This window comes from Massilia oculi (assembly GCF_017582745.1).
Lineage (GTDB): Bacteria > Pseudomonadota > Gammaproteobacteria > Burkholderiales > Burkholderiaceae_D > Telluria > Telluria oculi_A.
In genome coordinates this window covers 96,384-121,757 of record NZ_JAFVIM010000001.1, presented here as the reverse complement: position 1 = coordinate 121,757, position 25,374 = coordinate 96,384, and the positions used below count along the sequence as shown (strand labels likewise).

21 protein-coding genes are annotated in these 25,374 nt (G+C 64.4%); 11 read left to right on the top strand and 10 right to left on the bottom strand.

Annotation, left to right across the window (positions count from 1 at the left end; all coding sequences use genetic code 11):
• The first annotated feature begins 60 nt into the window (after nucleotides 1-60).
• From J3U95_RS00545 to J3U95_RS00525, 5 genes are all read left to right on the top strand, one after another.
• Nucleotides 61-1,554 (top strand): adenosine deaminase family protein, encoded by a 1,494-nt coding sequence (locus J3U95_RS00545; RefSeq protein WP_208276775.1) that lies wholly within the window; start codon nucleotides 61-63, stop codon nucleotides 1,552-1,554.
• Between the two features lie 511 nt (nucleotides 1,555-2,065).
• A complete protein-coding gene (locus tag J3U95_RS00540; protein WP_208276774.1) occupies nucleotides 2,066-5,485 on the top strand; it encodes a TonB-dependent receptor in 3,420 nt (1,139 codons plus the stop codon).
• A 205-nt stretch (nucleotides 5,486-5,690) separates the two neighbouring features.
• Complete coding sequence (locus tag J3U95_RS00535) at nucleotides 5,691-7,373, top strand: bifunctional metallophosphatase/5'-nucleotidase (RefSeq protein WP_208276773.1); 1,683 nt, start codon at nucleotides 5,691-5,693, stop codon at nucleotides 7,371-7,373.
• A 32-nt stretch (nucleotides 7,374-7,405) separates the two neighbouring features.
• Entirely contained in the window at nucleotides 7,406-8,467 is a 1,062-nt protein-coding gene (locus J3U95_RS00530) for a S1/P1 nuclease (RefSeq protein WP_208276772.1), read from the top strand.
• Nucleotides 8,468-8,567: 100 nt separating this feature from the next.
• The gene (locus J3U95_RS00525; protein WP_208276771.1) at nucleotides 8,568-9,431 is read left to right on the top strand and encodes a MipA/OmpV family protein; all 864 of its coding nucleotides are present in this window, start codon (nucleotides 8,568-8,570) and stop codon (nucleotides 9,429-9,431) included.
• 48 nt (nucleotides 9,432-9,479) lie between these two features.
• Here J3U95_RS00525 and J3U95_RS00520 read toward each other — a convergent pair whose 3' ends face one another.
• The 6 genes from J3U95_RS00520 to J3U95_RS00495 all read right to left on the bottom strand — a co-directional run bounded on the left by J3U95_RS00520 (nucleotide 9,480) and on the right by J3U95_RS00495 (nucleotide 17,365).
• Nucleotides 9,480-11,099: a methyl-accepting chemotaxis protein gene (locus J3U95_RS00520; RefSeq protein WP_208276770.1), complete on the bottom strand. Its 1,620-nt coding sequence runs from the start codon at nucleotides 11,097-11,099 to the stop codon at nucleotides 9,480-9,482.
• A 253-nt stretch (nucleotides 11,100-11,352) separates the two neighbouring features.
• A complete protein-coding gene (locus J3U95_RS00515; protein WP_208276769.1) occupies nucleotides 11,353-12,318 on the bottom strand; it encodes an ABC transporter permease in 966 nt (321 codons plus the stop codon).
• Between the two features lie 3 nt (nucleotides 12,319-12,321).
• Entirely contained in the window at nucleotides 12,322-13,413 is a 1,092-nt protein-coding gene (locus J3U95_RS00510; RefSeq protein WP_208276768.1) for an ABC transporter permease, read from the bottom strand.
• The gene (locus J3U95_RS00505; protein ID WP_208276767.1) at nucleotides 13,410-14,936 is read right to left on the bottom strand and encodes an ABC transporter ATP-binding protein; all 1,527 of its coding nucleotides are present in this window, start codon (nucleotides 14,934-14,936) and stop codon (nucleotides 13,410-13,412) included. Before J3U95_RS00505 ends, J3U95_RS00510 begins: the two co-directional genes overlap by 4 nt.
• 95 nt (nucleotides 14,937-15,031) lie before the next feature.
• Nucleotides 15,032-16,048 carry a BMP family lipoprotein gene (locus J3U95_RS00500; RefSeq protein WP_208276766.1) on the bottom strand — a complete coding sequence of 339 codons (1,017 nt, stop codon included), beginning with the start codon at nucleotides 16,046-16,048 and terminating at the stop codon, nucleotides 15,032-15,034.
• 378 nt (nucleotides 16,049-16,426) lie between these two features.
• Nucleotides 16,427-17,365, bottom strand: a complete 939-nt coding sequence (locus tag J3U95_RS00495) for an alpha/beta hydrolase (protein WP_208276765.1) — start codon at nucleotides 17,363-17,365, stop codon at nucleotides 16,427-16,429.
• 185 nt (nucleotides 17,366-17,550) lie between these two features.
• Between J3U95_RS00495 and J3U95_RS00490 the strand changes: the two genes are divergently transcribed.
• From J3U95_RS00490 to J3U95_RS00470, 5 genes are all read left to right on the top strand, one after another.
• Nucleotides 17,551-17,853, top strand: a complete 303-nt coding sequence (locus J3U95_RS00490; RefSeq protein ID WP_208276764.1) for a YciI-like protein — start codon at nucleotides 17,551-17,553, stop codon at nucleotides 17,851-17,853.
• Between the two features lie 67 nt (nucleotides 17,854-17,920).
• Nucleotides 17,921-18,634 carry a DUF969 domain-containing protein gene (locus J3U95_RS00485; protein ID WP_208276763.1) on the top strand — a complete coding sequence of 238 codons (714 nt, stop codon included), beginning with the start codon at nucleotides 17,921-17,923 and terminating at the stop codon, nucleotides 18,632-18,634.
• Nucleotides 18,631-19,587, top strand: a complete 957-nt coding sequence (locus J3U95_RS00480; RefSeq protein WP_208276762.1) for a DUF979 domain-containing protein — start codon at nucleotides 18,631-18,633, stop codon at nucleotides 19,585-19,587. Before J3U95_RS00485 ends, J3U95_RS00480 begins: the two co-directional genes overlap by 4 nt.
• Before the next feature lie 10 nt (nucleotides 19,588-19,597).
• Nucleotides 19,598-20,248 (top strand): pyroglutamyl-peptidase I, encoded by a 651-nt coding sequence (pcp, locus tag J3U95_RS00475; protein WP_441295261.1) that lies wholly within the window; start codon nucleotides 19,598-19,600, stop codon nucleotides 20,246-20,248.
• Between the two features lie 20 nt (nucleotides 20,249-20,268).
• Nucleotides 20,269-20,505 carry a hypothetical protein gene (locus J3U95_RS00470; protein ID WP_208276760.1) on the top strand — a complete coding sequence of 79 codons (237 nt, stop codon included), beginning with the start codon at nucleotides 20,269-20,271 and terminating at the stop codon, nucleotides 20,503-20,505.
• A 331-nt stretch (nucleotides 20,506-20,836) separates the two neighbouring features.
• Here the strand turns inward: J3U95_RS00470 and J3U95_RS00465 are convergent, their stop codons facing one another.
• Both J3U95_RS00465 and J3U95_RS00460 read right to left on the bottom strand, forming a co-directional pair.
• The gene (locus tag J3U95_RS00465) at nucleotides 20,837-21,667 is read right to left on the bottom strand and encodes an alpha/beta hydrolase (RefSeq protein ID WP_208276759.1); all 831 of its coding nucleotides are present in this window, start codon (nucleotides 21,665-21,667) and stop codon (nucleotides 20,837-20,839) included.
• Nucleotides 21,668-21,874: 207 nt separating this feature from the next.
• Entirely contained in the window at nucleotides 21,875-22,303 is a 429-nt protein-coding gene (locus J3U95_RS00460; protein ID WP_208276758.1) for a DUF2141 domain-containing protein, read from the bottom strand.
• Between the two features lie 136 nt (nucleotides 22,304-22,439).
• On the opposite strand from J3U95_RS00460, the gene J3U95_RS00455 reads away from it, so the two are divergent.
• Complete coding sequence (locus J3U95_RS00455; protein ID WP_208276757.1) at nucleotides 22,440-22,979, top strand: sterol desaturase family protein; 540 nt, start codon at nucleotides 22,440-22,442, stop codon at nucleotides 22,977-22,979.
• On the opposite strand, the gene crtB is transcribed toward J3U95_RS00455, so the two are convergent.
• Complete coding sequence (gene crtB / locus J3U95_RS00450; protein WP_208276756.1) at nucleotides 22,870-23,868, bottom strand: 15-cis-phytoene synthase CrtB; 999 nt, start codon at nucleotides 23,866-23,868, stop codon at nucleotides 22,870-22,872. The genes J3U95_RS00455 and crtB overlap by 110 nt on opposite strands.
• The gene (locus tag J3U95_RS00445; protein ID WP_229519560.1) at nucleotides 23,865-25,370 is read right to left on the bottom strand and encodes a phytoene desaturase; all 1,506 of its coding nucleotides are present in this window, start codon (nucleotides 25,368-25,370) and stop codon (nucleotides 23,865-23,867) included. The genes crtB and J3U95_RS00445 overlap by 4 nt, the downstream gene beginning before the upstream one ends.
• Nucleotides 25,371-25,374: the final 4 nt, after the last annotated feature.

Genomic DNA, 25,374 nt, shown 5'->3' with positions numbered 1-25,374 from the left:
GCCAATGGTGAACGAAGCAGTTAGAGTGGCGCGATTCAATATTCACCCAGAAAGCACATCATGCACAAGACATTGACCGGCAGCGCGCTGCTGGCGCTGGCCGTGGCCGGCGCCCCGGCCTGGGCCAAGGAGCCCGCCGCCAACGCCAATGAAGCGGCCACCGCGCGCCACTATGCGGGCCTGATCGCGGGCGAGCAGCCGAAGCTGTCCGAGCTGACGATGTTCTTCACGCAGATGCCGAAGGGTGGCGACCTGCACCACCATTATTCGGGTTCGGTGTATGCCGAGACCTATACCGAATTCGTCGACAAGCAGGGCTTCTGCATCAACACGCAGACCTACCGCATCGAGACCGACAAGGCCGTGGTGGCGCGTGAACTCGCGCGGCCGGCCGCGCAGCGCACCTGCAAGTCGGGCGCCGAGGTGCGGGCCGACGAAGACACCTGGCGCGAAGTGGCCAAGCGCTGGTCGAACAAGGATTTCTACAACCACACCAACCTGCAGCCGGCGCCCGACCAGCGCTTCTTCCAGACCTTCGGCTACTTCGGCCCGGTGGCCAACGACAACCTGCGTGACGGCCTGCAAGAGATCAAGCAGCGCGCGATCGCGGAAAACGTGGGTTACATCGAAACGATGTTCCTGCTGTCGCCCTTCATCGCCAACCCCGATTTCGACAGCCAGGCCTGGACCAATGTGAACGACGACAAGGCGCTCGACAGCGCCTTGCGCGCGAAACTGGCTGCGCTGGATAAGGACGCCGCCTTCAACAAGTCGATCGACGACTTCGTCCAGCAGATCCATGCCGCCTCCGAAGGCATCGACGACGAGCGCTTCACCATGCGCTACCAGAACTACACGCTGCGCCTGTTGAACCCGTCGCAGGTGTTCTCGGCCATGGTGTCGAGCTTCAAGGCGGCAGCCAAGGGTGGGCGCATCGTCGGCCTGAACATCGTGGGCCAGGAAAGCACCCACGTCTCGATGCGCGACTACACCCTTCACATGAAGATGTTCCGCTTCCTGAAGTCGGTCTATCCGAACGTGAAGGTGGCGATGCATGCGGGCGAACTGGCGCTGGGCGACGTACCGCCGGAAGGCCTGAAGTTCCACATCGACCAGGCGCTGGCAGTGGCGGGCGCCGACCGCATCGGCCACGGCCTGGACCTGGCGCACGAGGCGAATGCTCCGGGCATCATGAAGACCATGCGCGAAAAGGACATCCCGGTCGAGATCAACCTGACCTCGAATTCCTTCATCAGCGGCGTGTCGACCACGAACCACCCGCTCAACCTGTACCGCAAATATGGCGTGCCCTACGTGATCTCGACCGACGATGCCGGCGTGACCCGCCACACGCTGTCGCATGAGTACGTGCAGTTCGCCAGCCAGTTCAAGCCGAGCTATGCGGAAGTGAAGAAGGCTTCCTATAACAGCATTCGCTATGCCTTCCTGCCCGTGGCGGAAAAGCAACGACTGACCCGCCAGCTGGACCAACGTTACACGGAATTCGAAGCAAAGATCGCGGCGCTGGACGCCGCGGCCGTTCGCGCCAAATAAAGTGTGACATCCGCGGTCCGGCGCCCGCCGGACCGCCAGCGTGTCACATTTCTCCGGTAACTTTTTGGTAATAAGTTAATGCAAAATTAACTTATGTCGCCTTCTCGCTACAAAAATCTTCGTTCCCCGCGCACTTCCACGGAATTTTTATCAAAAAGATTCCGCGGGAGAACGCCGCACATATAATCCCGCCTTGTCACATTTCGGTCGGAAGCACTCCGATTATGTCGTGTACAGACAACACTTACCCGGTGATTTATACGCAAAAGCTCTGAATAGCCAAGCCAAAACGAATTTGTCGGCTTGTTCAAAGCTCATGCATATTGGCGGAATTCCGCTGTATTACATCACTTCACCGCGTCACGTTGTTGAAACATTGTAACGATACAATCGCAGCCGCTTGCCGGCTGAAGCGCTGCCGCACCAAGCAAAAAATTCAAGCAGTAAATCGTAGGGGAGGGCGTCCGCCCGGGCGTCCAACAATAAATTGAAGTTCTTTTTGGGGTAATCAATGATCACTCAACAACAGATCCGGCTCACCAAATTGGCGCTGGCTTTGTCGGTTGCACTGGCGGCGTCGCCGTCGTTTGCACAGAACACCACGTCCGCCATCGGTGGCCGTATCTCGAACGCTGCCGGCGCACCAGCTGCCGGCGCACAAGTGCAGATCCTGCACGTCGAGTCGGGTTCTGTCAGCAATGTCGTCACTGACGCGGAAGGCCGCTACACCGCGCGCGGCCTGCGCGTGGGTGGTCCTTACACCATTACCATCACCAAGGATGGCGTCACCGAGACGCGCAACGACGTCTTCGTCGAGCTGGCGCAGACCGCGACCGTCGACGCGACCGTCGGCATCCAGACCGTGACCGTGGCCGGCTCGGCTGTTCGTTCGGAAGTCTTCTCGAGCAACAACATGGGCGCGGGCACCTCGATCAGCAACACCCAGCTGCAGACCCAGGCGTCGATCAACCGCAACCTGCAGGACTACGCCCGCGCCGACCCGCGCGTGTCGCAGACCGACAAGGACCGCGGCGAAATCTCGGTCGCCGGCCAGAACTCGCGCTACAACTCGATGACCATCGACGGCGTCGCGATCAACGACACCTTCGGCCTGGAATCGAACGGCAGCCCGACCGCGCGCCAGCCGATCTCGATCGAAGCGATCCAGTCGGTGCAGGTCAACGTCGCCAACTACGACGTGACCCAGAAAGGCTACACCGGCGCCAACATCAACGCCGTGACCAAGTCGGGCACCAACACCTACAAGGGTGGTGTCTACTACGTGTTCCGCAACGACACCATGGCTGGCGACCGCTACGACGTGGTCACCGACAAATACAGCGAACCGCCGAAGTCGAAGGAAACCACCAAGGGTATCTGGGCATCGGGTCCGCTGATCCAGGACAAGCTGTTCATCTTCGCCCTGGCCGAAAACTTCGAGAGCTCGCGTTCGAGCCCCGACTTCGGACCGATCGGTTCCGGCGCCGGCACCACCGTCGGCATCACTCAGTCGGCCATCGCCGGCGCGCAGCAGATCGCCCAGGGCTACGGCCTCGACATCGGCACTCCGGCCGTCCCGACCGGCGCCATGCTGACCTCGAAAGAGCGCATGGTGAAGTTCGACTGGAACATCACCGACGACCACCGCGCCAACCTGCGCTACGCCAAGACCACCCAGGGCGAGCCGTTCTTCCCGGGCTTCTCGAACACTGGTGTCGGCCTGTCGTCGAGCTTCTACAACCAGGGCAAGGAAATCGAGACCGTCGTCGCCCAGGTGTTCTCGGACTGGACCCCGAACTTCTCGACCGAGTTCAAGTACTCGACCCGCGACTACGATTCGGCTCCGGTCAACGCAACCCGTACGCCATCGATGGCCCTGCAGTTCTCCGGCGCACTGCCGGACGGCGCGCCGGCCGGCCTGTCCAGCGGCAACCGCTTCCTGAACTTCGGTACCGAGCGTAGCCGTCACAACAACGTGCTGGGCAACAAGACCACCGACCTGTACGCCGGCGCCAACTGGATCGTGGGCGACCACGAGCTGAAATTCGGCGCCGACCATACCAAGACCAAGATCTACAACGCCTTCCTGCAAGGCGTGTTCGGCGAATACACCTTCGCCTGCCTGGATTCGGCCGACCCGAACTTCTACAGCTTCGGCGCCCTGCCGAGCTGCGCCCGCGCGACCAACGCGCAGGTCGAAGCCGCCGTGCTCGAGAACTTCCGTCGCGGCCGTCCGCTGAGCTACAGCGTGCAGCGCGCCCTGCCTGGCGCATCGATCGAAGACGCGATCGCCCAGTTCGAGACCAAGAACACCGGTCTGTTCCTGCAGGATACCTGGGCCGTCAACGACCAGCTGACCCTGACCTACGGCGTTCGTTACGACCGTAACGACATCGGCAACCGTCCGCTGTACAACGCCGCCGCGGCTCAGCCGATGGTTGCTGGCAACCCGGCAACCGGCGCGCGCCAGTCGGGCGGCTTCGGTCTGGACAACACCCGGACCATCGACGGCACCGACCTGATCCAGCCGCGTTTCGGCTTCAACTACCGCTTCGACAAGTCGCCGCGTCCGACCCAGCTGCGCGGCGGTTTCGGCCTGTTCCAGGGCGCGGCCGCTGCCGTCTGGATGTCGAACCCGTTCTCGAATCCGGGCGTCGCCGCCGCGACCATCAGCTGCTCGGGCGTCGGCGCAACCCGTTGCCCGACCACCGGTGGCCTGATCAGCACGGATCCGGACAACCAGCCGACCGTGTCGGGCGCCGTGCCTGCCGCAAACGTCGACTTCCTGGATCCGGGCTTCCGCCAGCCGGCGATCTGGAAGACCAACCTGGCCTTCGATACCGAACTGCCATGGGGCGGTCTCGTGTTCGGTGGTGAGCTGCTGTACACCAAGAACAAGCACGCCATCTATTACGAGCACCTGAACCTGGGCGCACCGACCGCGATCGGCGCCGCCGATGGCCGTCAGCTGTTCTGGAATGCAGCCGGCCTGAACCAGGCTAGCTACGGCGTGTCGAACAATGCAGCGACCCTGATCAGCAACAGCGGCGCAACCAACCGCGCACTGAGCAACCGCAGCTACAACAACGTGCTGGTGGCGCGCGATACCGACAAGGGCGACGCGAAAGTGATCACCATGTCGCTGTCGCAGCCAATGCAGAAGGGCCTCGGCTGGTCGGTGTCGTACACCTACACCGATGCGACCGAAGTCTCGCCGCTGACCTCGTCGGTCTCGAACTCGAACTTCAACGGCCGTTCGGTGTTCAACCCGAACGAAGAAGTCGCCGCGACCTCGAGCTACGCCATCAAGAACCGTGTGAACGCGTTGCTGAACTTCCAGAAGAAGTTCTTCGACAACTACAACACCCGTTTCGGCATCTTCTATGAAGGTCGTGAAGGCCGTCCATACAGCTGGACGTTCAACAACGACATGAACGGCGACAACCTGGCCGGCAACGACCTGATGTACATCCCGACCGCGTTCGGTTCCGGCGAAGTCGTGTTCTACGGCGACACCGCAACCAACCACGCGAACGAGCAGCGTTTTTGGGACGTCGTCAACGCCAACAAGGGCCTGCATGGCGCCGCCGGTGGTGTCGTGAAGCGTAACAACAGCACTTCGGAATGGGTCAACACCTTCGACCTGCGCATCAGCCAGGAAATTCCAGGCCTGTTCAAGCGCAACAAGGCGACCTTCACCCTCGACTTCATGAACTTCGGCAATCTGCTGAACAAGAAGTGGGGCCGTACCGAAGAAGTCGCGTTCCAGTCGGCCGGTGGCCAGGCGCGCAGCTTCGTCGACTTCGCTGGTACTGATGCACAAGGCCGTTACATCTACGTCGTGCGTAACGACGTCGAGCGTCAAGACCTGAAGCAGTCGAAGGGCGAGTCGCAGTGGGCGATCCAGGCAACCCTCAAGTACGAATTCTAAGCACGCTGAATTCGTAGCATGAGCTAGTCAAGAACGGCCGGTGGAAACACCGGCCGTTTTTTCGTTAAAAAATGCGCAGCCCAGCAACCGTAAGGATTTCCTGCACGCAAGCCGCGTGGGATAATGTTGGCTGTCGAGTTCGCTCGAACCCGGTTTTTTCCGGACCCGCCGTTCGCGCCGGTCCGCATCCACTAAAGGTGTTTCCATGATCGTTACGCGCCGCGCATGCGCCACTCTTTCCACCCTCACCATGGCGCTGCTGCTGGCCGGCTGCGTCAGCGCGCCCCAGGGCCCGGTGACCCTCAATCTCGTATCGCTGAACGACTTCCACGGCAACCTCGAGCCGAGCCGCTACGTCCTCAAGCATGCGGATGGCAAGGAAGAAGTCATGCGCGCCGGCGGCGCCGAAGCGGTGGCGGCGGCCCTGCAGGCCTGGCGCAAGGAAGACAAGGACCTGCTGCTGGTCTCGACCGGCGACATCGTCGGCGCCAGCCCGGCGCTGTCGTCGCTGTGGGCCGACGAGCCGACCATCGAAGTGATGAACATGCTGAACCTGCGCGCCAGCGCGGTCGGCAACCATGAATTCGACGGCGGCCGCAAGGAACTGCTGCGCCAGCAGAACGGCGGCTGCGATTCGCCGCATCCGACCAAGGCCTGCAAGTTCACCCCGAACTTCGGCGGCGCCAGGTTCACCTACCTCGGCGCCAATGTGATCGACTCGGCCACCGGCAAGCCGGTCATCCCGGGCTTCAGGATCGAGGACGTCAAGGGCATCAAGGTCGGCCTGGTCGGCGTGGTGCTGAAGGACACGCCGAACATGGTGGTGGCCTCCGGCGTGGCCGGCCTGCGGTTCGGCGACGAGGCCGAGGCGATCAATGCCGCGCTGCCGGCCATGCGCGCCGCCGGCGCGCAGGTCATCGTGGCGCTGGTGCACCAGGGCGGCCGCACGGTGGAGTCGCCGCTGCAGGCCGGCTGCTCGCAGCTCAAGGGCGACATCGTCGACGTGGTGAAAAAGATCGACCCGTCGGTCAAGCTGGTGCTGACCGGCCACTCGCACCAGGGCTATCTGTGCGACGTCGATGGCCGCACCGTGACCCAGGCCGACACCGCCGGCCACCTGCTCACCCGCGTGTCGATGCAGGTCGAGCCGAAGACCGGGGCGGTCAGCAACCTGGTCGTCAAGAATGTGGTGATGAAGCCGGGCGAGTATCCGGCGGATCCGAAGATGACGGCTTTCGTCGCGCAGGTGAAGGAGCGCAGCAAGGAAGCCTTGACCCGCCCGATCGCCAAGGTGGCCGGAGCGCCCGTGCTGCGCAAGACCAACGATGCCGGCGAGTCGGTGCTGGGCAATATGATCGCCGATGCGGCGCTCGATTCGGTCCGTGACATGGGCGCGCAACTGGCCTTCATGAACAATGGCGGCATTCGCCGCGACCTCGAGGCCGGCCCGGACGGCACGGTCGCCTTCGGCCAGGTCCAGGTGGTGCTCCCGTTCGGCAACACGACGGTCGTGATGGACCTGACCGGCGCCCAGATCCGCGCCCTGCTGGAACGCCAGTGGGCCGACGGCGTCGATTCGAATTCGTCGGTGCTGCAGATTTCCGAGGGCTTCAGCTATGCCTGGGACCCGAAGCGTCCGGCGGGCAGCCGCCTGGTGCCGGGCAGCCTGAAGCTGAACGGCAAGGAGATGCAGGACGGCGCCACTTACCGCATCGCCACCAATAATTTCCTGGCCGAAGGCAGCGACGGTTATCCGGAGTTCGGCAAGGGCACGGCGCGCGTCGACACCGGCCTGCGCGACCTGGACGGCTTCATCGCCTATCTGAAGAAGATCGAAGGGCAGGGCGCGATGGCGCCGGCTGCACCACGCATTCAGAAGATCAAGTAACCCCGCAGCACTGTATCGAACAAGGAATCACCATGAAAAAACTCGCATGCGTGCTGGCGCTGACCGGCGTCTTCGCATCGGTGGCCGCGCCCGACGCCGCCGCCTGGGGCCGCGACGGCCACCGCGCCATCGGCGCCATCGCCGACCGCCTGCTCAAGGGCAGCAACGCGCAAAAGGAAATCGCGCAGCTCCTGCTGCCGGGCGAATCGCTGGCGTCGATGGCCAACTGGGCCGACTGCGTCAAGGGCACTTTCTGCGGCCCGCAGACGCCCGAGATGGTCGAGTACGTGGCCGGCAATCCGCGCCACAGCGAATACCACTACACCAATGTGCCGTTCCAGCTGGACCACTACCATGAGCATGGCGTGGGCACGAGCGAGGTCGACATCGTGCAGACGCTGGAGCAGTGCATCGCCGTCCTGCAAGGCAAGACCGACCCCGCCCTGAACCCGCACAAGTTCACCAAGCGCCAGGCCCTGATCCTGCTGGCCCACTTCGCCGGCGACATCCACCAGCCGCTGCACGTGGGTTCGGCTTTTGTTTCCAAGGACGGCAAGTTCGTGGTGCCGAAGAACCGCGCCGAGATCGACGAGACCCTGGTCTTCGATTCGCGCGGCGGCAACAACCTGCTGCTGGATAACGAGCGTCTGGCTGTCCTGACCGCTGGCGTGATCCCTCTAGGGGAGCCAATCGTCGTCAAGGAAGGCGTGCCGGCGGCGCTGACCAAGCCGTTCCATTCCTACTGGGACACTACCACGGTCGACTACGCTTTCCGCCGCATCAAGACCCGCACGCCGGAGCAGTTCGCCGACGTCGCGGTTGCCAGCCAACCGCAGCTGAAAAAAGCGCAGGGCGACGTGTCGACCTGGCCGGTGCAGTGGGTCGAGGATGGCCTGGTGTCGGCCAAGCTGGCCTACAAGGATGTGGTGCCGGGCAAGCTGACGCCGCAGACCAGCAAGAAGGGCGAGACCTATTACACCTTCGCGCTGGAAGTGCCGCAGAACTATCCGGTGCCGAGCTCCGAGATCGCCAAGACCCAGCTGATCAAGGGCGGCTACAACCTGGCGGCGATGCTGCAGGCGATCTGGCCGTAACGTTCTTCCTTGCGCCGCGCCGACCCCCGGTCGCGTGTAGCGCATTTTTTTCGTGGCCTCGGCTAGAATCGCGTCATCCCTGACCAGATTCCGAGGCCACATGCGTCCCACCCTCAAAGCCGCCATCGCGGCTGCATGCCTGATTCCCTCCCTTCACGCCAATGCGCAGTCGCCTGAACCGGCGGGATTGCCGCTCTGGGAGTTCGGCGTGGGCGCCTTCGGTCTCACGGCGCCGGCCTATCCCGGCGCCGACGACCGCAACAACCGCGTCCTGCCGCTGCCCTACCTGCTGTACCGCGGCGAAATCCTGCGCGCCGACCAGTCGGGCATCGGGGCGCGCCTGTTCCGATCCGACCGGCTCGAGTTCGACGTCGGCCTGGCCGGTGCGCTGCCATCCGATTCGGACGACGTCGACATCCGTGCCGGCATGCCCGACCTGGGAGCCTTGTTCGAATTCGGCCCACGCCTGAAGATCCGGGTGGCCGATTTCGACGATCGCAGCCGCCTGCGCGCGGAACTGCCGCTGCGCGCCGTGATCGAGGCAAGGGGAGGGCTGCGGCGCCAGGGCTGGACCTTCGAGCCCAAGCTGGCGTATGAGACGCGCGGCGAGCGCGGTTTGTGGAGCGTCGAGGGGAATGTCTCGGTCGTGTTCGGCGACAAGCGCATCAACCGCTATTTCTACGAAGTGCAGCCACAGTATGCGAATGCGTCGCGCGCCGCTTACGGGGCCGACGCTGGCCTGATGCTGACGCGCGTTGGGCTGTTCGCCACGCGCCAGTTGAATCCCGATGTGCGCCTGTTCGGCTTCGTGCGCTTCGAATCGTATGCGGGCAGCGCCAACCGCGACAGCCCGCTGCACCTCAAGAACACCGGCACCTCGGCCGGCATCGGCTTCGCCTGGACCCTGGCGCGCTCCAGCCGCCGCGCGGCGGGCTACGAACCGGTCGATCCGGTCACGCCATAAAAAAACGCCGGGACCAGCCCGGCGTCAAGAGGAGACAACTTGTGCGCGTCAGGCTGCCTGACGCATCGTCAGCGCCGGACGTCCGGCATTCTTGAGCGAGGGACGGCTTGCCGCCGAGCTCTCTTCGAAGCGGAAGGTCGACACCAGCTGCGCCAGCAATTGCGCCTGTTCGCGCATCGAGGTCGAGGCGGCCGCCGCTTCTTCCACCAGCGCCGCGTTCTGCTGCGTCACCTGGTCCATCTGGGCGATCGCCTGGTTCACCTGCTCGATGCCGGCCGACTGCTCCTGGCTGGCCATGGCGATGCCCGACATGATGGCGGTGACGCGGCCGATGCTGTCCACGATTTCCTGCATGGTCGCGCCGGCATCCGACACCAGGCGGCTGCCTTCCTCGACCTTGGCGCTCGAGTCGCCGATCAGGGTCTTGATTTCCTTGGCCGCCGCCGCCGAGCGCTGGGCCAGGTTGCGCACTTCGCTCGCCACGACCGCGAAGCCGCGGCCTTGTTCGCCGGCGCGCGCCGCTTCCACCGCCGCATTCAGCGCCAGGATATTGGTCTGGAAGGCGATGCCGTCGATGACCGAGATGATGTCGACGATCTTCTTCGACGAATCGTTGATCGCGTCCATGGTCTGCACCACGCGGCCGACGGTCTCGCCGCCGCGGCCCGCCACTTGCGAGGCGGTCTGCGCCAGCGCATTGGCTTCGCGCGCATTGTCGGCGTTCTGCTTCACGGTCGAGGTCAGTTCTTCCATCGACGATGCGGTCTCTTCCAGCGCGCCGGCCTGCTGCTCGGTGCGCGACGACAGTTCGAGGTTGCCGGCCGAGATCTGGTCGGCGGCTTCGACGATGGTCTCGGTGCCGCTGCGTACCTGGCCGACGATGCCCACCAGGTTGTCGTTCATGTCCTTCAGTGCGCCCATCAGCACGCCGGTTTCATTGCGGCCTTGCGCGACGATGCGGCTGCTCAGGTCGCCAAGGGCGACGGTCTGGGCGACAGCGACGGCTTCTTCCAGCGGCGCGGTGATGCGGCGGCCGATCCACCAGGCGAAGACGGCGCCGGCCACCAGGGCGATCGCGGCCAGGGACAATTGCAGGTTCAGGCTGGTCTTGAAGCCGTCGTCGATCGACTGGGCATCGGCTTCGACCACCTTTTTCTGGTAATTGACGATCGCGCGCAGGCTTTCCACGTAGGCTTTCACGCGCGGCAGCATATCGGTGGCCAGGAAGTGGCGCACCGCCTCGTCGTCGCCGGCGGCCTTTTTCTCCAGCACGCTCTTGCGCGCGGCGCGGTAGCCTTCGCGCTGCTCGTCGACCTTGTCGAACAGGGCCATCGCCGCTGCGTCGTCCTTCAGGCTTTCGATGAGTCCCTTGTGCAGCACGTCCGAACGCTTGGACGAGGAGGCGATATCGTCCAGGAAGTATTTCTCGTCGGCCGGATCGGCCATCTTGATGGCGGCGATCGTGCGCGCCGCATTGGTTTCGATGATGGCCTGCCATTCCTGCAGCATGGCCAGACGCTCCATGCTCTGGGTGGTCAGCTTGTCGGTCAAGTCTTCCGCCTTCTTGGTCTGGATCAGGCCGATGCCGACCAGGATCAGCATTGCTGCAAGCAGGGTAGCGAAGCCGCCGAACAGGAGGCTGCGCAACTTGATGTTCTCGATTGCCATAAGTTTCCTATAGAGAAAATTTGGACGACAACGGATGTCTGTTCGTTGCCGTACGGAAAGTAGGTATTTTCTCAGACTCGACAGCAATTGCAGCACAAGATTGCATTTTGTATGCCAAATTTCTTGATATGTGTGGCAATGCAGTCACGTTCACTTATCATCACAACAAGTTATAGCTGATTTTGAACAGTGGATGAGGGGAGGGATGAACGGAAAATACCTGCCCGCGAACGCGGGCAGGTGAAGGTATTGCTTAGCGCGACTTGACGAAGGGCTTACCCAGCGCCTTCGGCGCCACCGACTTGGCCATCAGGCCGGCCAGCACGACCACGGTCACGATGTACGGGATCATCTGGATCAGCGAACCCGGGATGCGGCCCACGACCGGCAGGTCGACACCCTCGATCTGGATCTGCACCGCCGCGAAGAAGCCGAACATCATGCAGCCCAGCACCGTGTGCAGCGGACGCCAGTTGCCGAACACCAGGGCGGTCAGCGCCAGGTAGCCGGCGCCGGCCGACATATCGCGCAAGAAGAAGCCGCTCTGGACGATCGACAGGTAGGCGCCCGAGAACGAGCACAGCACGCCGGCGATGATCATTGCCATGTAGCGGGTGCGCTGGACCGAGATGCCGGCGGCGTCGGCCGCGTGCGGGTTTTCTCCGCAGGCGCGCAGGCGCAGGCCGAAGCGGCTGTGGAACAGCACCCAGTGCACGATCGGCAGCAGGGCGAAGGCGAAATACACCAGCGGCGAGTGGCCGCCGATCAGGCGCGTCCAGACCCAGCCCAGGCCCGGAATGTCGGCCACCAGTTCCGAGCCGGGCAGCACCACGGTCGACAGGCGCGCCTCGCCCAGGTCCGGCGTGCGGCCGCCCTGCTGGAAGAAGTACTGGGCCACCACGAAGGTCAGGCCGCTCATCGCGATATTGATGGCGATGCCCGCCACCAGCTGGTTGCCCTTCTGGGTGATCGAGACGAAGGCCTGGATCAGGGCCAGCGCGACTGATGCGAGGATGCCGGCGGCGATGCCGATCCACGGGTCCTGGTAGGTGTAGGCAACGCCGGCCGAGACGAAGGCCGAGGCCAGGATCTTGCCCTCGAGGCCGATGTCGACCACCCCGCTGCGCTCGGCGAACAGGCCGGCCATGGCCGCGAAGATCAGCACCGGCGCGTTGCGGATGGTGGAGACGACGATGCTGGCGAACTGGAAGTCTTCCATGGCTTATCCCTTGCTACGTGTTGCGTTGATCAGTTTCAGCACTGCCGGCGCATACATGTTTTCCATGGCGCCGCAGAACAGGATGATCAGGCCCTGGATGAAAATGAAGGTCTCTTGCGGGATGTTCGGCTTTTCCAGCGACAGGTCGAAGCCGCCCTGGATCAGCGCGCCGAACAGCACCGACGACAGCAGGATGCCGACCGGATGCTGGCGGCCCATCAGCGCGATCGCGATGCCGATGAAGCCGGCGCCGGCCGGGAAATTCAGGCTCAGGTAGTGGGTCGAACCGAGGATCGAGTTCACCGCCGCCAGGCCCGCCAGGGCGCCCGAGATCAGCATCGCGACGATGATGGTGCGGCTGATGCGCACGCCGGCGTAGTGGGCAGCGTGGGCGTTCAGGCCGGTCGCCTGCAGCTTATAACCCCAGCTCGAGCGCGATACCGCGACCCAGTAGACCACCAGGGCCACCAGCGCCAGGATGAAGGCGAGGTTGAGCGGCGTGTTCTCGCCGAAGAACGGCAGCCAGGTCGACAGCTGCGGGATCGCCGCGGCGTCCGAGAACACGCGGCTGGCCGGGTTCTGGTCGCCCTCGGGGATCATGTACTTGACGATGATGAAGTTCATCAGGCCGGCGGCGATGAAGTTGAACATGATGGTCGTGACCACCACGTGGCTGCCGCGCTTGGCCTGCAGGTAGCCCGGCAGGAAGGCCCAGGCCGCGCCGAACAGGGCGCTGGCGACGATCGCCAGCGGGATCAGGAGCCAGGCGGAGAGGGACGCGTCGAACGCCAGCATGGCCAGGGTCAGGCCCAGGCCTCCCAGGTACATCTGGCCTTCGGCGCCGATGTTGAACAGGCCCGCCTTCATCGCGATCGACACGGCCAGGCCGGTGAACACGAACGTCGAGGCGTAGAACAGCGTATAGCTCAGGCCTTCCGGATTGATGACGGCGCTGTTGACGAGGATCTGCAGCGATTCCACCGGGCTTTCGCCCAGCAGGTGGATGACCAGCGCGGCGACCAGCAGCGCGGACAGCAGGTTCAGGACCGGCAGGACGAAGCCCGAGGCCCAGCGTGGGAGTTCAGTCGTTTTCATGATTTGTGCATCCCGCCCATCAAGAGGCCGATGCGGGTGGTGTCGAATTCGTCAATATGGAGTTCGCCGGTGACGCGGCCGCCCGACATCACGACGATGCGGTCGGCCAGGGCGCGCACTTCTTCCAGCTCGGTCGACACCAGCAGGATGGCCACGCCTTCGTCGCGCAGGCGCAGCAGCTGGGTGTGGATGCTTTCGATGGTGCCGATGTCGACGCCGCGGGTCGGCTGGCCGACCAGCATCAGCTTCGGCGCGGCGGACACTTCGCGCGCGATCACGACCTTCTGCTGGTTGCCGCCCGATAGCAGGCCGATGCGCACATTGGGGTCTTTCGGGCGCACGTCGAATTCCTCGAGCAATCCGGCGCAGCGCTTGGCGATGGCCTCGAAGTCGAACAGGCCGCGCTTGGTGACGCGGTCCTGGTAGCCGAACACGGTGTTCTGCATGACCGAGAAATCCTTGATCACGCCATCGCGCAGGCGGTCTTCCGGCACGTGGCCGATGCCGAGGTCACGGAAGGTGGCGGGCAGGCCGTCGGCGTTCGAGCGGCCGGCGTAGGGCAGCGGCGCGCCTTCCATCGTCACGGTGCCGGAGGTCGGCAGGCGCATGCCGGACAGGATTTCCATCAGCTCGCTCTGGCCATTGCCCGAGACGCCGGCGATGGCGACGATCTCGCCGGCGCGCACGTTGAGGGCAATGTCGGCCAGCAGCTGGACGCCGTTGGCGTCCTTCAGTTGAAGATTCTCGACCTGCAGCACCGGCGCGCCTGGCGCGTGCGGTTTGCGCGGCAGGTTGCCCTCGATCGGGCGGCCCACCATCATGTTGGCCAGCTGCTCCTTCGAGGTGTCGCCGGTGGCGACGGCGCCGGCCACGCGGCCCGCGCGCATCACGGTCACCTGGTCGGTGATCTCCATGATCTCGCCCAGCTTGTGGGTGATCAGGATGATGGTCTTGCCCTGTTCCTTGAACAGTCGCAGGATGTCGAACAGCGAGGCGATTTCCTGCGTGGTGAGCACGGCGGTCGGCTCGTCCAGGATCAGGATCTCGGCGCTGCGGTAGATCTGCTTGAGGATCTCGACGCGCTGCTGGGCGCCGACCGACAGGGTCGAGATGACCGCCAGCGGATCGACGTCGAGGTGGTAGCGGGCGCAGATCTCGCGCAGCTTGGCCTCGGTTTCAAGGCGCTTCTTCGACAATTTGAAGCCGCCCTCGGCGCCGAGCATGACGTTGTCGAGCACGGTCATGTTCTCGACCAGCATGAAGTGCTGGTGGACCATGCCGATGCCCAGGTCGATCGCCTCCTGGCTGGAGCGGATCTTCTGCTCGGCGCCATTGATGACGAGCTGCCCGCTGTCGGCGTGATAGTAGCCGTACAGGATGCTCATCAGGGTGGATTTGCCCGCGCCATTTTCGCCGATCACGCCATGGATCGAGCCCTTGGCGATCGAGAAGCTGACGTCGGCGTTCGCCTGCACCGGCCCGAAGGCCTTGCTGATATTGCGAAATTCTACGGCTGGCTGCATTGCGATCTGTCGTAAATATGAAGTGTCTTTATCATTCAAAAGCGCGCCGGGCCGGGTTTAGCCGGCGCGGCGCGCTTCGAATGGGGATAGCTCGATCAGACCGGGCAGCTGCTACCTGCGCGGTAATCGATGACCTTGATCTTGCCGTTGATGATGTCGGTGCGCACGGCGTTGACGCGCTTTTCGATCTCCGGCGTGACGACCTTGCGGTTGTCCTTGTCCAGCACCCAGTCCACGCCGCCTTCCTTCAGGCCCTTGTAGTGCACGCCCGCTTTCCAGGTGCCGTTCTTGACGCCCATGAAGGAGTCGTACACGGCCACGTCGACGCGCTTGATCATCGAGGTCAGCATGGTGCCCGGGTGCAGGTAGTTCTGGTTCGAATCGACGCCGATCGCCAGCTTGCCTTGTTCCTTGGCCGCCTGCAGCGTGCCCATGCCGCTGCCGCCCGCCACCGCGAACACGACGTCGACGCCGCGCGCGAACTGTGCGCGCGCCAGCTCGCCGCCCTTGGCCGGGTCGTTCCAGGCGGCGGCGGTGGTGCCGACCATGTTCTGGACGATCTCGACCTTCGGCGCCTGGGCCTTGGCGCCCTGGTTGTAGCCGCAGGCGAAGGCGCGGATCAGCGGGATGTCCATGCCGCCCACGAAGCCGAGCTTCTTGGACTTGGACGCCATGGCGGCGGCGACGCCGACCAGGTAGGAGCCTTCCTGTTCCTTGAACATCACCGATTCGATGTTCGGGCCTTGCGCCACGCTGTCGATCAGCACGAAGCGCACGTTCGGGAATTCACGGGCGACTTTTTGCACGGCCTGGGTTTGCGAGAAACCGATGGCGGCGATCATGTCGACCTTCTTGCGCGCCAGGCCGCGCATCACCTGCTCGGCCTGGGTATCGCTATTGGCCTGGACTTCGAACACCTTGACGCCGGTCTCTTTGGTGAAGCGCTGCAGGCCTTCGAAAGCCGACTGGTTGAACGATTTGTCGAATTTGCCGCCCGCATCGTAGACCATGCCGAGCTTCGGCTGCGCGATCGGACCTGCGGCCGGCGCGGCGAAAGCACTGCCGGCGACGCACAGCGCCGCAATGGTCATGCTGAGTTGCTTAAATTTCATCAATAGGCTCCTGGAATAGCGGTATTGTACCCGCGGCATGGCGTCCGATGGGTAGGGGCTGCGCAATTGCTACCCCGAACGGTAAGGCGGGAGAGGACACTTCGCGCTGCGCGATTGTGTCAGCCCGGCGATCCGCAGGGGGTTACGATTTGTATCTGGCGACTATTTTCTCAGCAGAAGGGCATGCATGTAGCACGCCCACAACAGGCTGGATCGTCGATTTGGCTGAAGTCGATACGAATATGGCAAAAACATGAGCAAACTCACGCCATCTCAGCGCAAGCTGTCAAATATGCATCAACCTACAAGTTGATGACAAATACGATTTTACTTGCCAATTTATTCGTTGGAAATATAACTGCTGACAACTTTCAGCAATTATTTTGCGGTGAGGGCGAAATCGGCGGGCGTCGGGACCGCCTCGGCAGGTGGTTCGGCAGTGGCGACCGCGTCGGCGACGGCCGCCGCGGCGGCCGGCGTCACTGGCTGGCTGAACTGGCGCGTGAGGAAGCCGGCGATCATGTCCTGCGTCGATTCCAGGTAGGGGATGTTCATGTGGTCGGAGTCGGGCACGATGTCGTCCGCCACCAGCTGGCCCAGCTTGGCCACCAGCAGGTCGGTATGGGTGTGCGGCACCACGTCGTCGCTGGCCGCGCGCAGCACATAGGTCGGCGCCTTGAGCGAGGGCGCATACTTGATCGACTCGAAGCGGTGCTGCAGCATGTACTCGATCGGCATCACGCGGAAGCGGCGCTTGGCGATCGCCAGGATCGAATCGTAGGGCGTGATCAGGACCACGGAATGGGCGGGACGCTCCTTGGCGACCTGCACCGCGACGCCGGAGCCCAGGCTGCGGCCGACCACGGCGATGCGATGGGGATCGACCTGGCCGCGCGTGGCGAGCCAGTCGTACAGCAGGCAGCCGTCTTCGATCATGTGGATTTCGGCCGGCACGCCCTGCGATTCGCCATAGCCGCGGTAGTTCATCGCCAGCACGGTCATGTTGGGGAACAGCTTGCCGGCATCGCGCACGACCCAGGACACTTCTTCGGAACGGCCGCCGAAATACAGCACCGCCGGGCGCGGACCGGGAATGGTCGGGGTCATCAGCCAGCCCGAGAGGCGGGTGCCGTCGTTGGCGCGCAAAACCACCGGACGGGTGCGGTGGCCGCTGCTGCGCGGGCTTTTGACTTCGCGCTCGAGCGTCGGATTGAAGACCAGGCGGCGCTGGTTGGCGGCGACGGCCGCCGTCAGCCCCAGCCACAGCATGCTGGCAAAGCCCGTGATCCCCGCCGCCATTTTCTTCGACATATCCATGACTGACCGTCTACGCCAGCCGCTGAGTTTTGTTCTGTGTGACACCTATCACTGTTGGGCAGCCCATGCGAAATGGGTTGAAAAGTTGTTTTAAACCAACATCGAGCGCTGCCGTTGTGCTGGTGTCCCGATCGTGCAATTGCGGTTACGATGTTCACCTTCATCCAATGCCTTCTGGAGACGCCGTGCATTACCTGCTCACCTATGACCTCGCCCCCGACTACCTCGAACGCCGCGGCGAATTTCGCGATGAACACCTCAAATTGGCCTGGGAAGCGCAGGAACGCGGTGAGCTGGTCCTGGCCGGTGCGCTGACCGAACCGGCCGATCATGCGGTGCTGGTCTTCGATTGCGAGACGCCCGAACCGGTCCAGCTGTTCGCTGCGCAAGATCCTTACGTCACGAACGGCCTGGTGCGCGCCTTCCACGTGCGCCAGTGGAATACGGTCGTCGGCGACCTGGCGAGCAATCCGGTACGGCCGGCCTGAATTCTTGCCGGAATAACACACTACATGGAGTAAGATTCCCCGCTTGTCGACTATTGCCGGGGAATCCATGCAATCTGCTGTCAATCTGTGGCCACTGCTCGGCGTGGTCGTCGTCGTCGCCGGCTTTTTGCTGCGCGCCAATCCGGTGCTGGTCGCCGTCGCCGCCTGCGGCGTGACCGGCGTAGCGGCCGCCATGCCCGTCATGGCCCTGCTCGAGTCGCTCGGCACCGCCTTCGTCAAGACGCGCAACCTGCCATTGATCCTGCTGCTGCCGTTGGCCGCCATCGGCCTGCTGGAGCGCTTCGGCCTGCGTGAACAGGCGCAATCGGTGATCGCGAAGGTGCGCTCGGCCACCGCCGGTCGCCTGTTGTTCGTCTACCTGTTCGCGCGCGAGAGCACCGCCGCGATGGGCCTGACCAGCCTGGGCGGCCATCCGACGATGGTGCGGCCGCTGGTCGCGCCGATGGCCGAGGCGGCCGCGGAAACCCAGCACGGCACCTTGCCCGAGCGCGTGCGCCACCGCATCCGCGCCATGTCGGCCGCCACCGACAATATCGGCCTGTTCTTCGGCGAAGATATCTTCGTGGCCTTCGGCGCCATCGTCTTGATGCACACGATCCTGCAGGCCGAGGGCATCGAGGTCAATCCGCTGCACATCGCGTTGTGGGGCATCCCGACCGCGATCACCGCCTTCGTAATCCATGCCTGGAACCTGCGCCGGCTCGATGCCGAGATCAAGCGCGAGATCGGGCGTGAAGCGGCGGCGAAGGAGGCGGCGTGACTCTCACCATCGATCACTTCTATATCCTGGTCGGCCTGCTGCTCTCGAGCGTGGCCATCATGAACCTGGTGGACCGCAGCAATCCGCGCCGTGTCACCACGGCGCTGTTCTGGGGACTGTACGCGCTGCTGTATCTTGCCGGCGAGCGCATGCCGCCAGCGGCGGTCGGCGCCCTGATGATCGTCATGGCCTTGCTGGCCGGCTTTGGCGGCGTCAAGGCCGGCGCGCCGAAGGCGTTGGGGCAGGAGGCGCGCCGCGCCAGCGCCGCGCGCCTGGGCAACCGCATCTTCATCCCGGCGCTGCTGCTGCCGCTGGTGACCGTGATCGGCGCCACCGTGCTCAAGGATGTGCAGATTGGCGGACTGCCCATGCTCGACCCGGCCCACCTGACCCTGGTCAGCATGGGCTGCGGCGCCATCGTGGCGCTGATTGCCGCCTGCTGGCTGACGCGCGCCACGCCGCTGCAGGGCGTGCGCGAGGCGCGGCGCCTGGTCGATGCGATGAGCTGGGCGGTGGTGTTGCCGCACATCCTGGCGGTGCTGGGGCTGCTGTTCTCGGAAGCCGGCGTCGGCAAGGCGGTGGCGCACCTGACGACCACCTATATCGGCCTGGATTCGGCATTCGTCGCGGTGGCGGTGTACTGTATCGGCATGGCGCTGTTCACCATCGTGATGGGCAACGGCTTCGCCGCCTTCCCGGTGATGGCGGGCGGCGTCGGCATTCCGGTGCTGATCGGCGTGTATGGCGCCAACCCGGCGGTGATGGCGGCGATCGGCATGTTCAGCGCCTATTGCGGTACCCTGATGACGCCGATGGCGGCCAACTTCAATATCGTGCCGGCGGCGCTGCTCGACCTGCCCGACAAGAACGCGGTGATCCGCGCCCAGATACCGAGCGCGCTGCCGATCCTGATAGCGAATATCTTCCTGCTGTATTTTTTGATGAACCTGTGAGGCCGCGATGATCAAGACCGTACTGCTTACCGGCTTCGAGCCGTTCAATGGCGCCAGCATCAACCCCGCCTGGGAAGCGGTGCGCGCGCTCGAAGGCTGGCGCGGTGAGCACTTCCGGGTCGAGGTGCGCCAGCTGCCCTGCGTGTTCGGGCAGGCGATCGAAGACCTGGTGGCGATGGTCGACGAGCTGCATCCGGACGTGGTGATCGCGGTTGGCCAGGCCGGCGGACGGCCCGACATCTCGGTCGAGCGCGTGGCGATCAACGTCGACGATGCGGCGATCCTGGATAACGGCGGGCAGCAGCCGGTGGATGCGGCCATTGCTTCGGACGGTCCCGCCGCCTATTTCTCGACCTTGCCGATCAAGGCCATCGTGCGCGCGCTGCGCGAGAAAGGGCTCGTGGCCGGGGTGTCGCAGACCGCCGGGACCTTCGTGTGCAACCACGTGTTCTATGGGCTGATGCATCATGCCGCAACGCAGCCGCAGCCGATCAAGGCGGGCTTCATCCACGTGCCTTTCCTGCCGGAACAAGCCGCGGCGCGGCCCGATGCGCCACCGTCGATGGCGCTGGACGACATCATCGCCGGCATCAAGCTGGCGGTGGAAACGACCGTGAGCGTCGACGCCGACGTGCGCGAAACGGGCGGCGCCACGCACTAGTTCAACATCGGCCGGCCATCATGCTCGAGTCGCTCGCATTGACTGCGCTCACTGTATTGACGGCCTGGCTGCTCATCCCGGTCTTCGTCCTGCCGCCGCTGGCGTTTTATTACGGCTACCAGGGCTACCGGCGGCGCCATGACGGCGGAGCGCGCACGAGCATTGGCGCGAAGCTTCTGTCGTCGATCCCGATGCTGCTTGCCGCAGCCGTATTCTGCTTGGGGATATTCCTGATCACGACCCAGTATCGGGCTTGAGCACTGGCGACTCATGCGCTGTGGGTACGAGAATTCCGACAAGCGAACAGTCTTCGCGCTGGCACTATTGTCGAGCACCCGGCGAATAGAATAAGTTCACCATGTGCTCAGGCGAGGGATGATGTCGTTTCAGAAAATAAACCCATCGAGAAGGCAAAAGGAAGGCTGTTACTGCGGGCGATGCAGCGCCTCCAGCGGCCGGCGAAAGCACGTGCACAGCAAAACCTGCACCGGCCATCCTCCCGGGTCGGGAAGCGCCGAGCTGGAGGTGGCATGCCGGCGCATCCGTCGCGAGCAGACCGGCTGATGCGGCCGCCCGATCGTCGGCACGTCAAGGACGTGGCCGGGCGAGCAGGAACAGCAGCGGGATGTCCACCCTGGCCGACCAGGCCTTCTCGCTGTGATCGGTGCCCGGGAATACCCGCTCCATGTAATTCGCATCCGTGTAACCACGATCGCGGATGACTTCACCGCCGAACTCGAAGCTGGGGCCATACAGCGCATCCAGCGTGTCGGTGCCGCGGTCCAGATACAGGCGGTGTCCGGCCGGATCCGGCAGATGCTCGCTCAGGTAGGCGAAGGTGGCCATCGGGATCGCGGCGTTGCGCTCGAACGTGCCGATCCAGTGAACCGACAGCCCGGCGGCGCCACCGAACACCTTCGGATACTCGCTCATGGCATAGACCGACAGGACCGCGCCCCGGCTCGAACCCATGATGAACGTCGATTCCCGCTCGGGCCGGGTGGCATAGCGGCTGTCGATCGTTGGCTTGAGCTCAACGACGAGGTAGCGCAGATAGTCGTCCGACCGCGCCCCTTGTTTCATATAGCTCTCGAGCGTTGACTTGTATTTTCCCGGAGCCAGGCGCTCCAGGACTTTCCGTGGAAAGTATTCCGCGTCCCGGAACTCGCCCCGGTTCCAGATGGCGACCACGATCGTCGGCGGAATCAGGCCGCTGCGCATCAAGCGGTCGAGCGCCACGTCGACATGCCAGGACTGCTGGTTCATGGTGATCGCGGGGTCGAACAGCATCTGGCCATCATGCATGTACAGCACCTGGAAACGCTGGCCCTTGGCGACACGCTCGGCGTAATCGCTCGGCAGCCACACGTCCACCGGGCGCTGTTCGATATGGCGCGAGGGCAGGTCGATGCGCTCCAATCGGCCAGTCGTAGGCTTGGGCTGTGGAGATTGTGCCCTGGCAGGGGGCAGCGTCAGGACAGCGAATATGCAAACAATCGTGGCAAAGAGGCAGAAATGGCGGGGCAGCATGCTCGAATGCGTTTCAAGAGAAGGACCCGCGATTTTATCAACAGCGTAAGCCGGGACCGCTCTCGAGCGATTCGCCGGCCCCGACCGTAAATTGAATCAACGCAACTTAATATAGCTGACCGCCTTCTCGTCACGCAGAACGAAGGCCGCATCCTCGAAACTCGGCGGCCCGAAGCGCCCGCGCGCATCGCGGCTGAACGCATACTTTTCCTTCGGGATGCCCAGCGCATTGCGGTCGAGCTTTCCGTTGTCGTTCTCGTCCTGGAACGACAGCACCGCCCAGGTGCCGGGCGGGAGGTCGTCGACGGTGACCACGGTCTCGCCCACGCGCGCCGCGGCCGACGCCGCATACGGGCAATCCTTCAGGAAGGTTGCCTTGTCGCAGATCGCGACCCGCACCGTGCCCTTGGTGCTGGTGACACCCTGGACCCTGACCTCGATCGACGCGGCCGAGGCAAGACCGGCAGCGCCCACGCTTGACGCCAGCAAAAGGGAAAAACCCAGGGTGCGAAAGATCGACTGCATGAAAACTCCATTAAGGTTAAGTGTGAATCGTGTTTGACCGCTTTTGACCGGTATAGGGCAGCCCCGCGCAACCGTGCGCACGGGCCGCCATGGTAGGCTGTCGGCATCCCGTCAACGCGCTCTCGCAGCCCTCATTATGCTTTCCAACGCGCTCATCGTCCTTGCCACCATCGCGTTCATGGAAGTGTTTTCCATCGTCGCGCACAAGTACGTGATGCATGGCTTCGGGTGGGGCTGGCACCGTTCCCACCACGAGCCGCGCACAGGCTGGTTCGAAAAGAACGACCTGTACGCCGTGGTGTTCGCCGGTGTCGCCATCGCCCTGATCTGGTTCGGCACGCGCGGCTACCACCCGCTCGAATGGATCGGCGCCGGCATGACCGCCTACGGCGCCCTGTACTTCATCGCCCACGACGGCCTGGTGCACCAGCGCTGGCCGTTCCGCTACGTCCCCAAGAGCGGCTACCTCAAGCGCCTGTACCAGGCCCACCGCATGCACCATGCGGTGGAAGGCAAAGAAGGCGCCGTGTCCTTCGGCTTCCTGTACGCGCCGCCGGTCGCCCGCCTCAAGCGCCAGCTGCAAACGCAGCAGGGCCAGGTGCGCCGCCCGCGCGGCCAGGACGCAGCCACAGATCGCGCCGCCGCGGCTGCGCCGACGCTACCCGGGCAGGGCTGAGGCGCGAGGCCAGCGCCTGGGCCCCACCCAGGGCCAGCAGGCGCAGCTTGGCCGCCTTCGAGGTGCCCACCCGTTCGTCCCAGGCGCGCGCCCCGCGCCGTTTCACTTCGATCCCGATCTGCCGATACACATTGCGCGCGGTGGCGATCGCCCAGGCCGAGCGCAGGGGCAGGGCGGCGATGCCCAGCGTGGCCGATGCGTAATACGGCTCGGCATGGTCGACCAGGCGCGCCGCGACGCTCGCCAGCGCCGCGCGGTGGCGCGGCAGGGCCACGTGGTCGGGCGGGATGCCGGCCTCCAGCAGCCATTCGGACGGCACGTAGCAGCGGCCGATCTTCGCATCGTCGATGATGTCGCGCGCGATATTCGTCAGCTGGAAGGCCAGGCCCAGGTCGCAGGCGCGGTCCAGCACCAGCTCGTCGCGCGCGCCCATGATCGAGGCCATCATCAGGCCGACCACGCCGGCCACGTGGTAGCAGTAACGCATGGTGTCGTCGATGGTGCGGTAGCGCGCCTCGTTGACGTCCATCGCGAAGCCGGCCAGGTGGTCGAAGGCGTAGCGCGGCGCGATCGCATGGCCCAGCGCCACTTCCTGGAAGGCGGCGAACGCCGGATCGCGCATTGCTTCGCCCGAATACGCGCGCCGGGTGTCGTCGTACAGGCGATCGAGCTCGAAATTGGCGCCGCAGGCGCTCGGCGTGGCGGCGGCGAAGCCCAGCTCCTGGCCGTCGACCACGTCGTCGCAATGGCGGCACCAGGCATACAGCATCAGCACGCTGCGCCGGGTGGCGGGCGGGAACAGCCTGGCGGCCGCCGCGAAGCTCTTGGACCCGACCTCGATGGTCTGGGTCGCGTGTTCCATCAGCTTGGTGCCGGCGTAAGCGCTCATGAATGCACCCCTGCATGCACGCCTTCCAGCATCAGGCCCGCGGTCGCCTTGGCCGAGCCGATCACGCCCGGCACGCCGGCGCCGGGATGGGTGCCGGCGCCGACCAGGTACAGGTTGGGCAGTTCGGCGTCGCGGTTGTGCGGGCGGAACCAGGCGCTCTGGGTCAGGATCGGCTCCAGCGAGAAGGCCGAACCCAGGTGGGCATTGAGCTGGTCGCGGAAGTCGTGCGGCGTGAAGATGCGGCTGGTTACCAGCTGGCTGCGCAGGCCCGGCATGTAGCGCCGTTCGAGGTAGTCGAAGATGCGGTCGCGGTAGCGTGGACCTTCGGTCTCCCAGTCGATCGGCGCATTGCCCAGGTGCGGCACCGGCGCCAGCACGTAATGGCTGCCGCAGCCGGGCGGCGCCAGCGAAGGATCGGTGACGCAGGGCGCGTGCAGGTAGAGCGAGAAATCGTCGGCCAGCGTCTGGCCGTTGAAGATGTCCTTGATCAGCTCGCGGTAGCGCGGGCCGAAGCACACCGTGTGGTGCTGCAGCTGCTCGTGGTGTTTATCCAGGCCGAAGTACAGCACGAACAGCGAATTGCTGAAGCGTTTCTTCTTGAGCGCCTCGCCGTTGCTGCTGCCGCGCCCGTGGTTTTTCAGCAGGTCGCAATAGGTGTGGACCACGTCGGCGTTCGACGCCACCGCATCGGCCATGAACCAGCGGCCGTCTTCAAGCCGCACGCCGCTGGCGAGATTGCCGGCGGTCTCGATACGCGCGACCGATGCGTTCAGTTCCAGCTTGCCGCCCATGTCCTCGAACAGCCGCACCAGGCCTTTCACGAGCGCGCCGGTGCCGCCGCGCGGGAACCACACGCCCCAGCGCCGTTCCAGCGCGTGGATCAGGGTATAGATCGATGAAGTGGCGAACGGGTTGCCGCCCACCAGCAGCGAGTGGAAGGAGAAAGCCTGGCGCAGATGCTCGTCCTTGACGAAGCGCGACACCATGCCGTACACGCTCTTCCACGCCTCCAGCCGCGCCAGTTGCGGGCCGGCCTGGATCATGTCGCGGAAAGAGAGAAACGGCACGGCGCCCAGCTTCAGGTAGCCCTCGTCGAACACCGCCTTCGAATACGCCAGGAAGCGCCGGTAGCCGGCGACGTCCGCCGGGTTGCGCGCATGGATCTGGCGGTCCAGCGCATCCTGGTCGTTGGCGTAGTCGAAGTGGCTGCCGTCTTCCCAGCACAGTCGGTAGAAGGGCGTCACCGGCAGCATCTCGACGTAGTCGCCCATCCGCTTGCCGCACAGGGTGAACAGCTCCTCGATCGCCGACGGATCGGTGATGACGGTGGGGCCGGCGTCGAACACGAAGCCCTGGTCTTCATAGACGTAGGCGCGGCCGCCCGGCTTGTCGCGTTTTTCGAGCAGGGTCGTTTGCATGCCGGCGGCCTGCAGGCGGATGGCCAGCGCCAGGCCGCCGAATCCGGCGCCGATCACGACGGCGCGCTTAGGTTCGATTCTCATCTGG

Bases quoted from the DNA above. Each gene is read 5' to 3' on its own strand.
- J3U95_RS00545 (WP_208276775.1), top strand. From the start codon at position 61: ATGCACAAGACATTGACCGGCAGCGCGCTGCTGGCGCTGGCCGTGGCC.
- J3U95_RS00540 (WP_208276774.1), top strand. From the start codon at position 2,066: ATGATCACTCAACAACAGATCCGGCTCACCAAATTGGCGCTGGCTTTG.
- J3U95_RS00535 (WP_208276773.1), top strand. From the start codon at position 5,691: ATGATCGTTACGCGCCGCGCATGCGCCACTCTTTCCACCCTCACCATG.
- J3U95_RS00530 (WP_208276772.1), top strand. From the start codon at position 7,406: ATGAAAAAACTCGCATGCGTGCTGGCGCTGACCGGCGTCTTCGCATCG.
- J3U95_RS00525 (WP_208276771.1), top strand. From the start codon at position 8,568: ATGCGTCCCACCCTCAAAGCCGCCATCGCGGCTGCATGCCTGATTCCC.
- J3U95_RS00520 (WP_208276770.1), bottom strand. From the start codon at position 11,099: ATGGCAATCGAGAACATCAAGTTGCGCAGCCTCCTGTTCGGCGGCTTC.
- J3U95_RS00515 (WP_208276769.1), bottom strand. From the start codon at position 12,318: ATGGAAGACTTCCAGTTCGCCAGCATCGTCGTCTCCACCATCCGCAAC.
- J3U95_RS00510 (WP_208276768.1), bottom strand. From the start codon at position 13,413: ATGAAAACGACTGAACTCCCACGCTGGGCCTCGGGCTTCGTCCTGCCG.
- J3U95_RS00505 (WP_208276767.1), bottom strand. From the start codon at position 14,936: ATGCAGCCAGCCGTAGAATTTCGCAATATCAGCAAGGCCTTCGGGCCG.
- J3U95_RS00500 (WP_208276766.1), bottom strand. From the start codon at position 16,048: ATGAAATTTAAGCAACTCAGCATGACCATTGCGGCGCTGTGCGTCGCC.
- J3U95_RS00495 (WP_208276765.1), bottom strand. From the start codon at position 17,365: ATGGATATGTCGAAGAAAATGGCGGCGGGGATCACGGGCTTTGCCAGC.
- J3U95_RS00485 (WP_208276763.1), top strand. From the start codon at position 17,921: ATGCAATCTGCTGTCAATCTGTGGCCACTGCTCGGCGTGGTCGTCGTC.
- J3U95_RS00470 (WP_208276760.1), top strand. From the start codon at position 20,269: ATGCTCGAGTCGCTCGCATTGACTGCGCTCACTGTATTGACGGCCTGG.
- J3U95_RS00460 (WP_208276758.1), bottom strand. From the start codon at position 22,303: ATGCAGTCGATCTTTCGCACCCTGGGTTTTTCCCTTTTGCTGGCGTCA.
- J3U95_RS00455 (WP_208276757.1), top strand. From the start codon at position 22,440: ATGCTTTCCAACGCGCTCATCGTCCTTGCCACCATCGCGTTCATGGAA.
- crtB (WP_208276756.1), bottom strand. From the start codon at position 23,868: ATGAGCGCTTACGCCGGCACCAAGCTGATGGAACACGCGACCCAGACC.
- J3U95_RS00445 (WP_229519560.1), bottom strand. From the start codon at position 25,370: ATGAGAATCGAACCTAAGCGCGCCGTCGTGATCGGCGCCGGATTCGGC.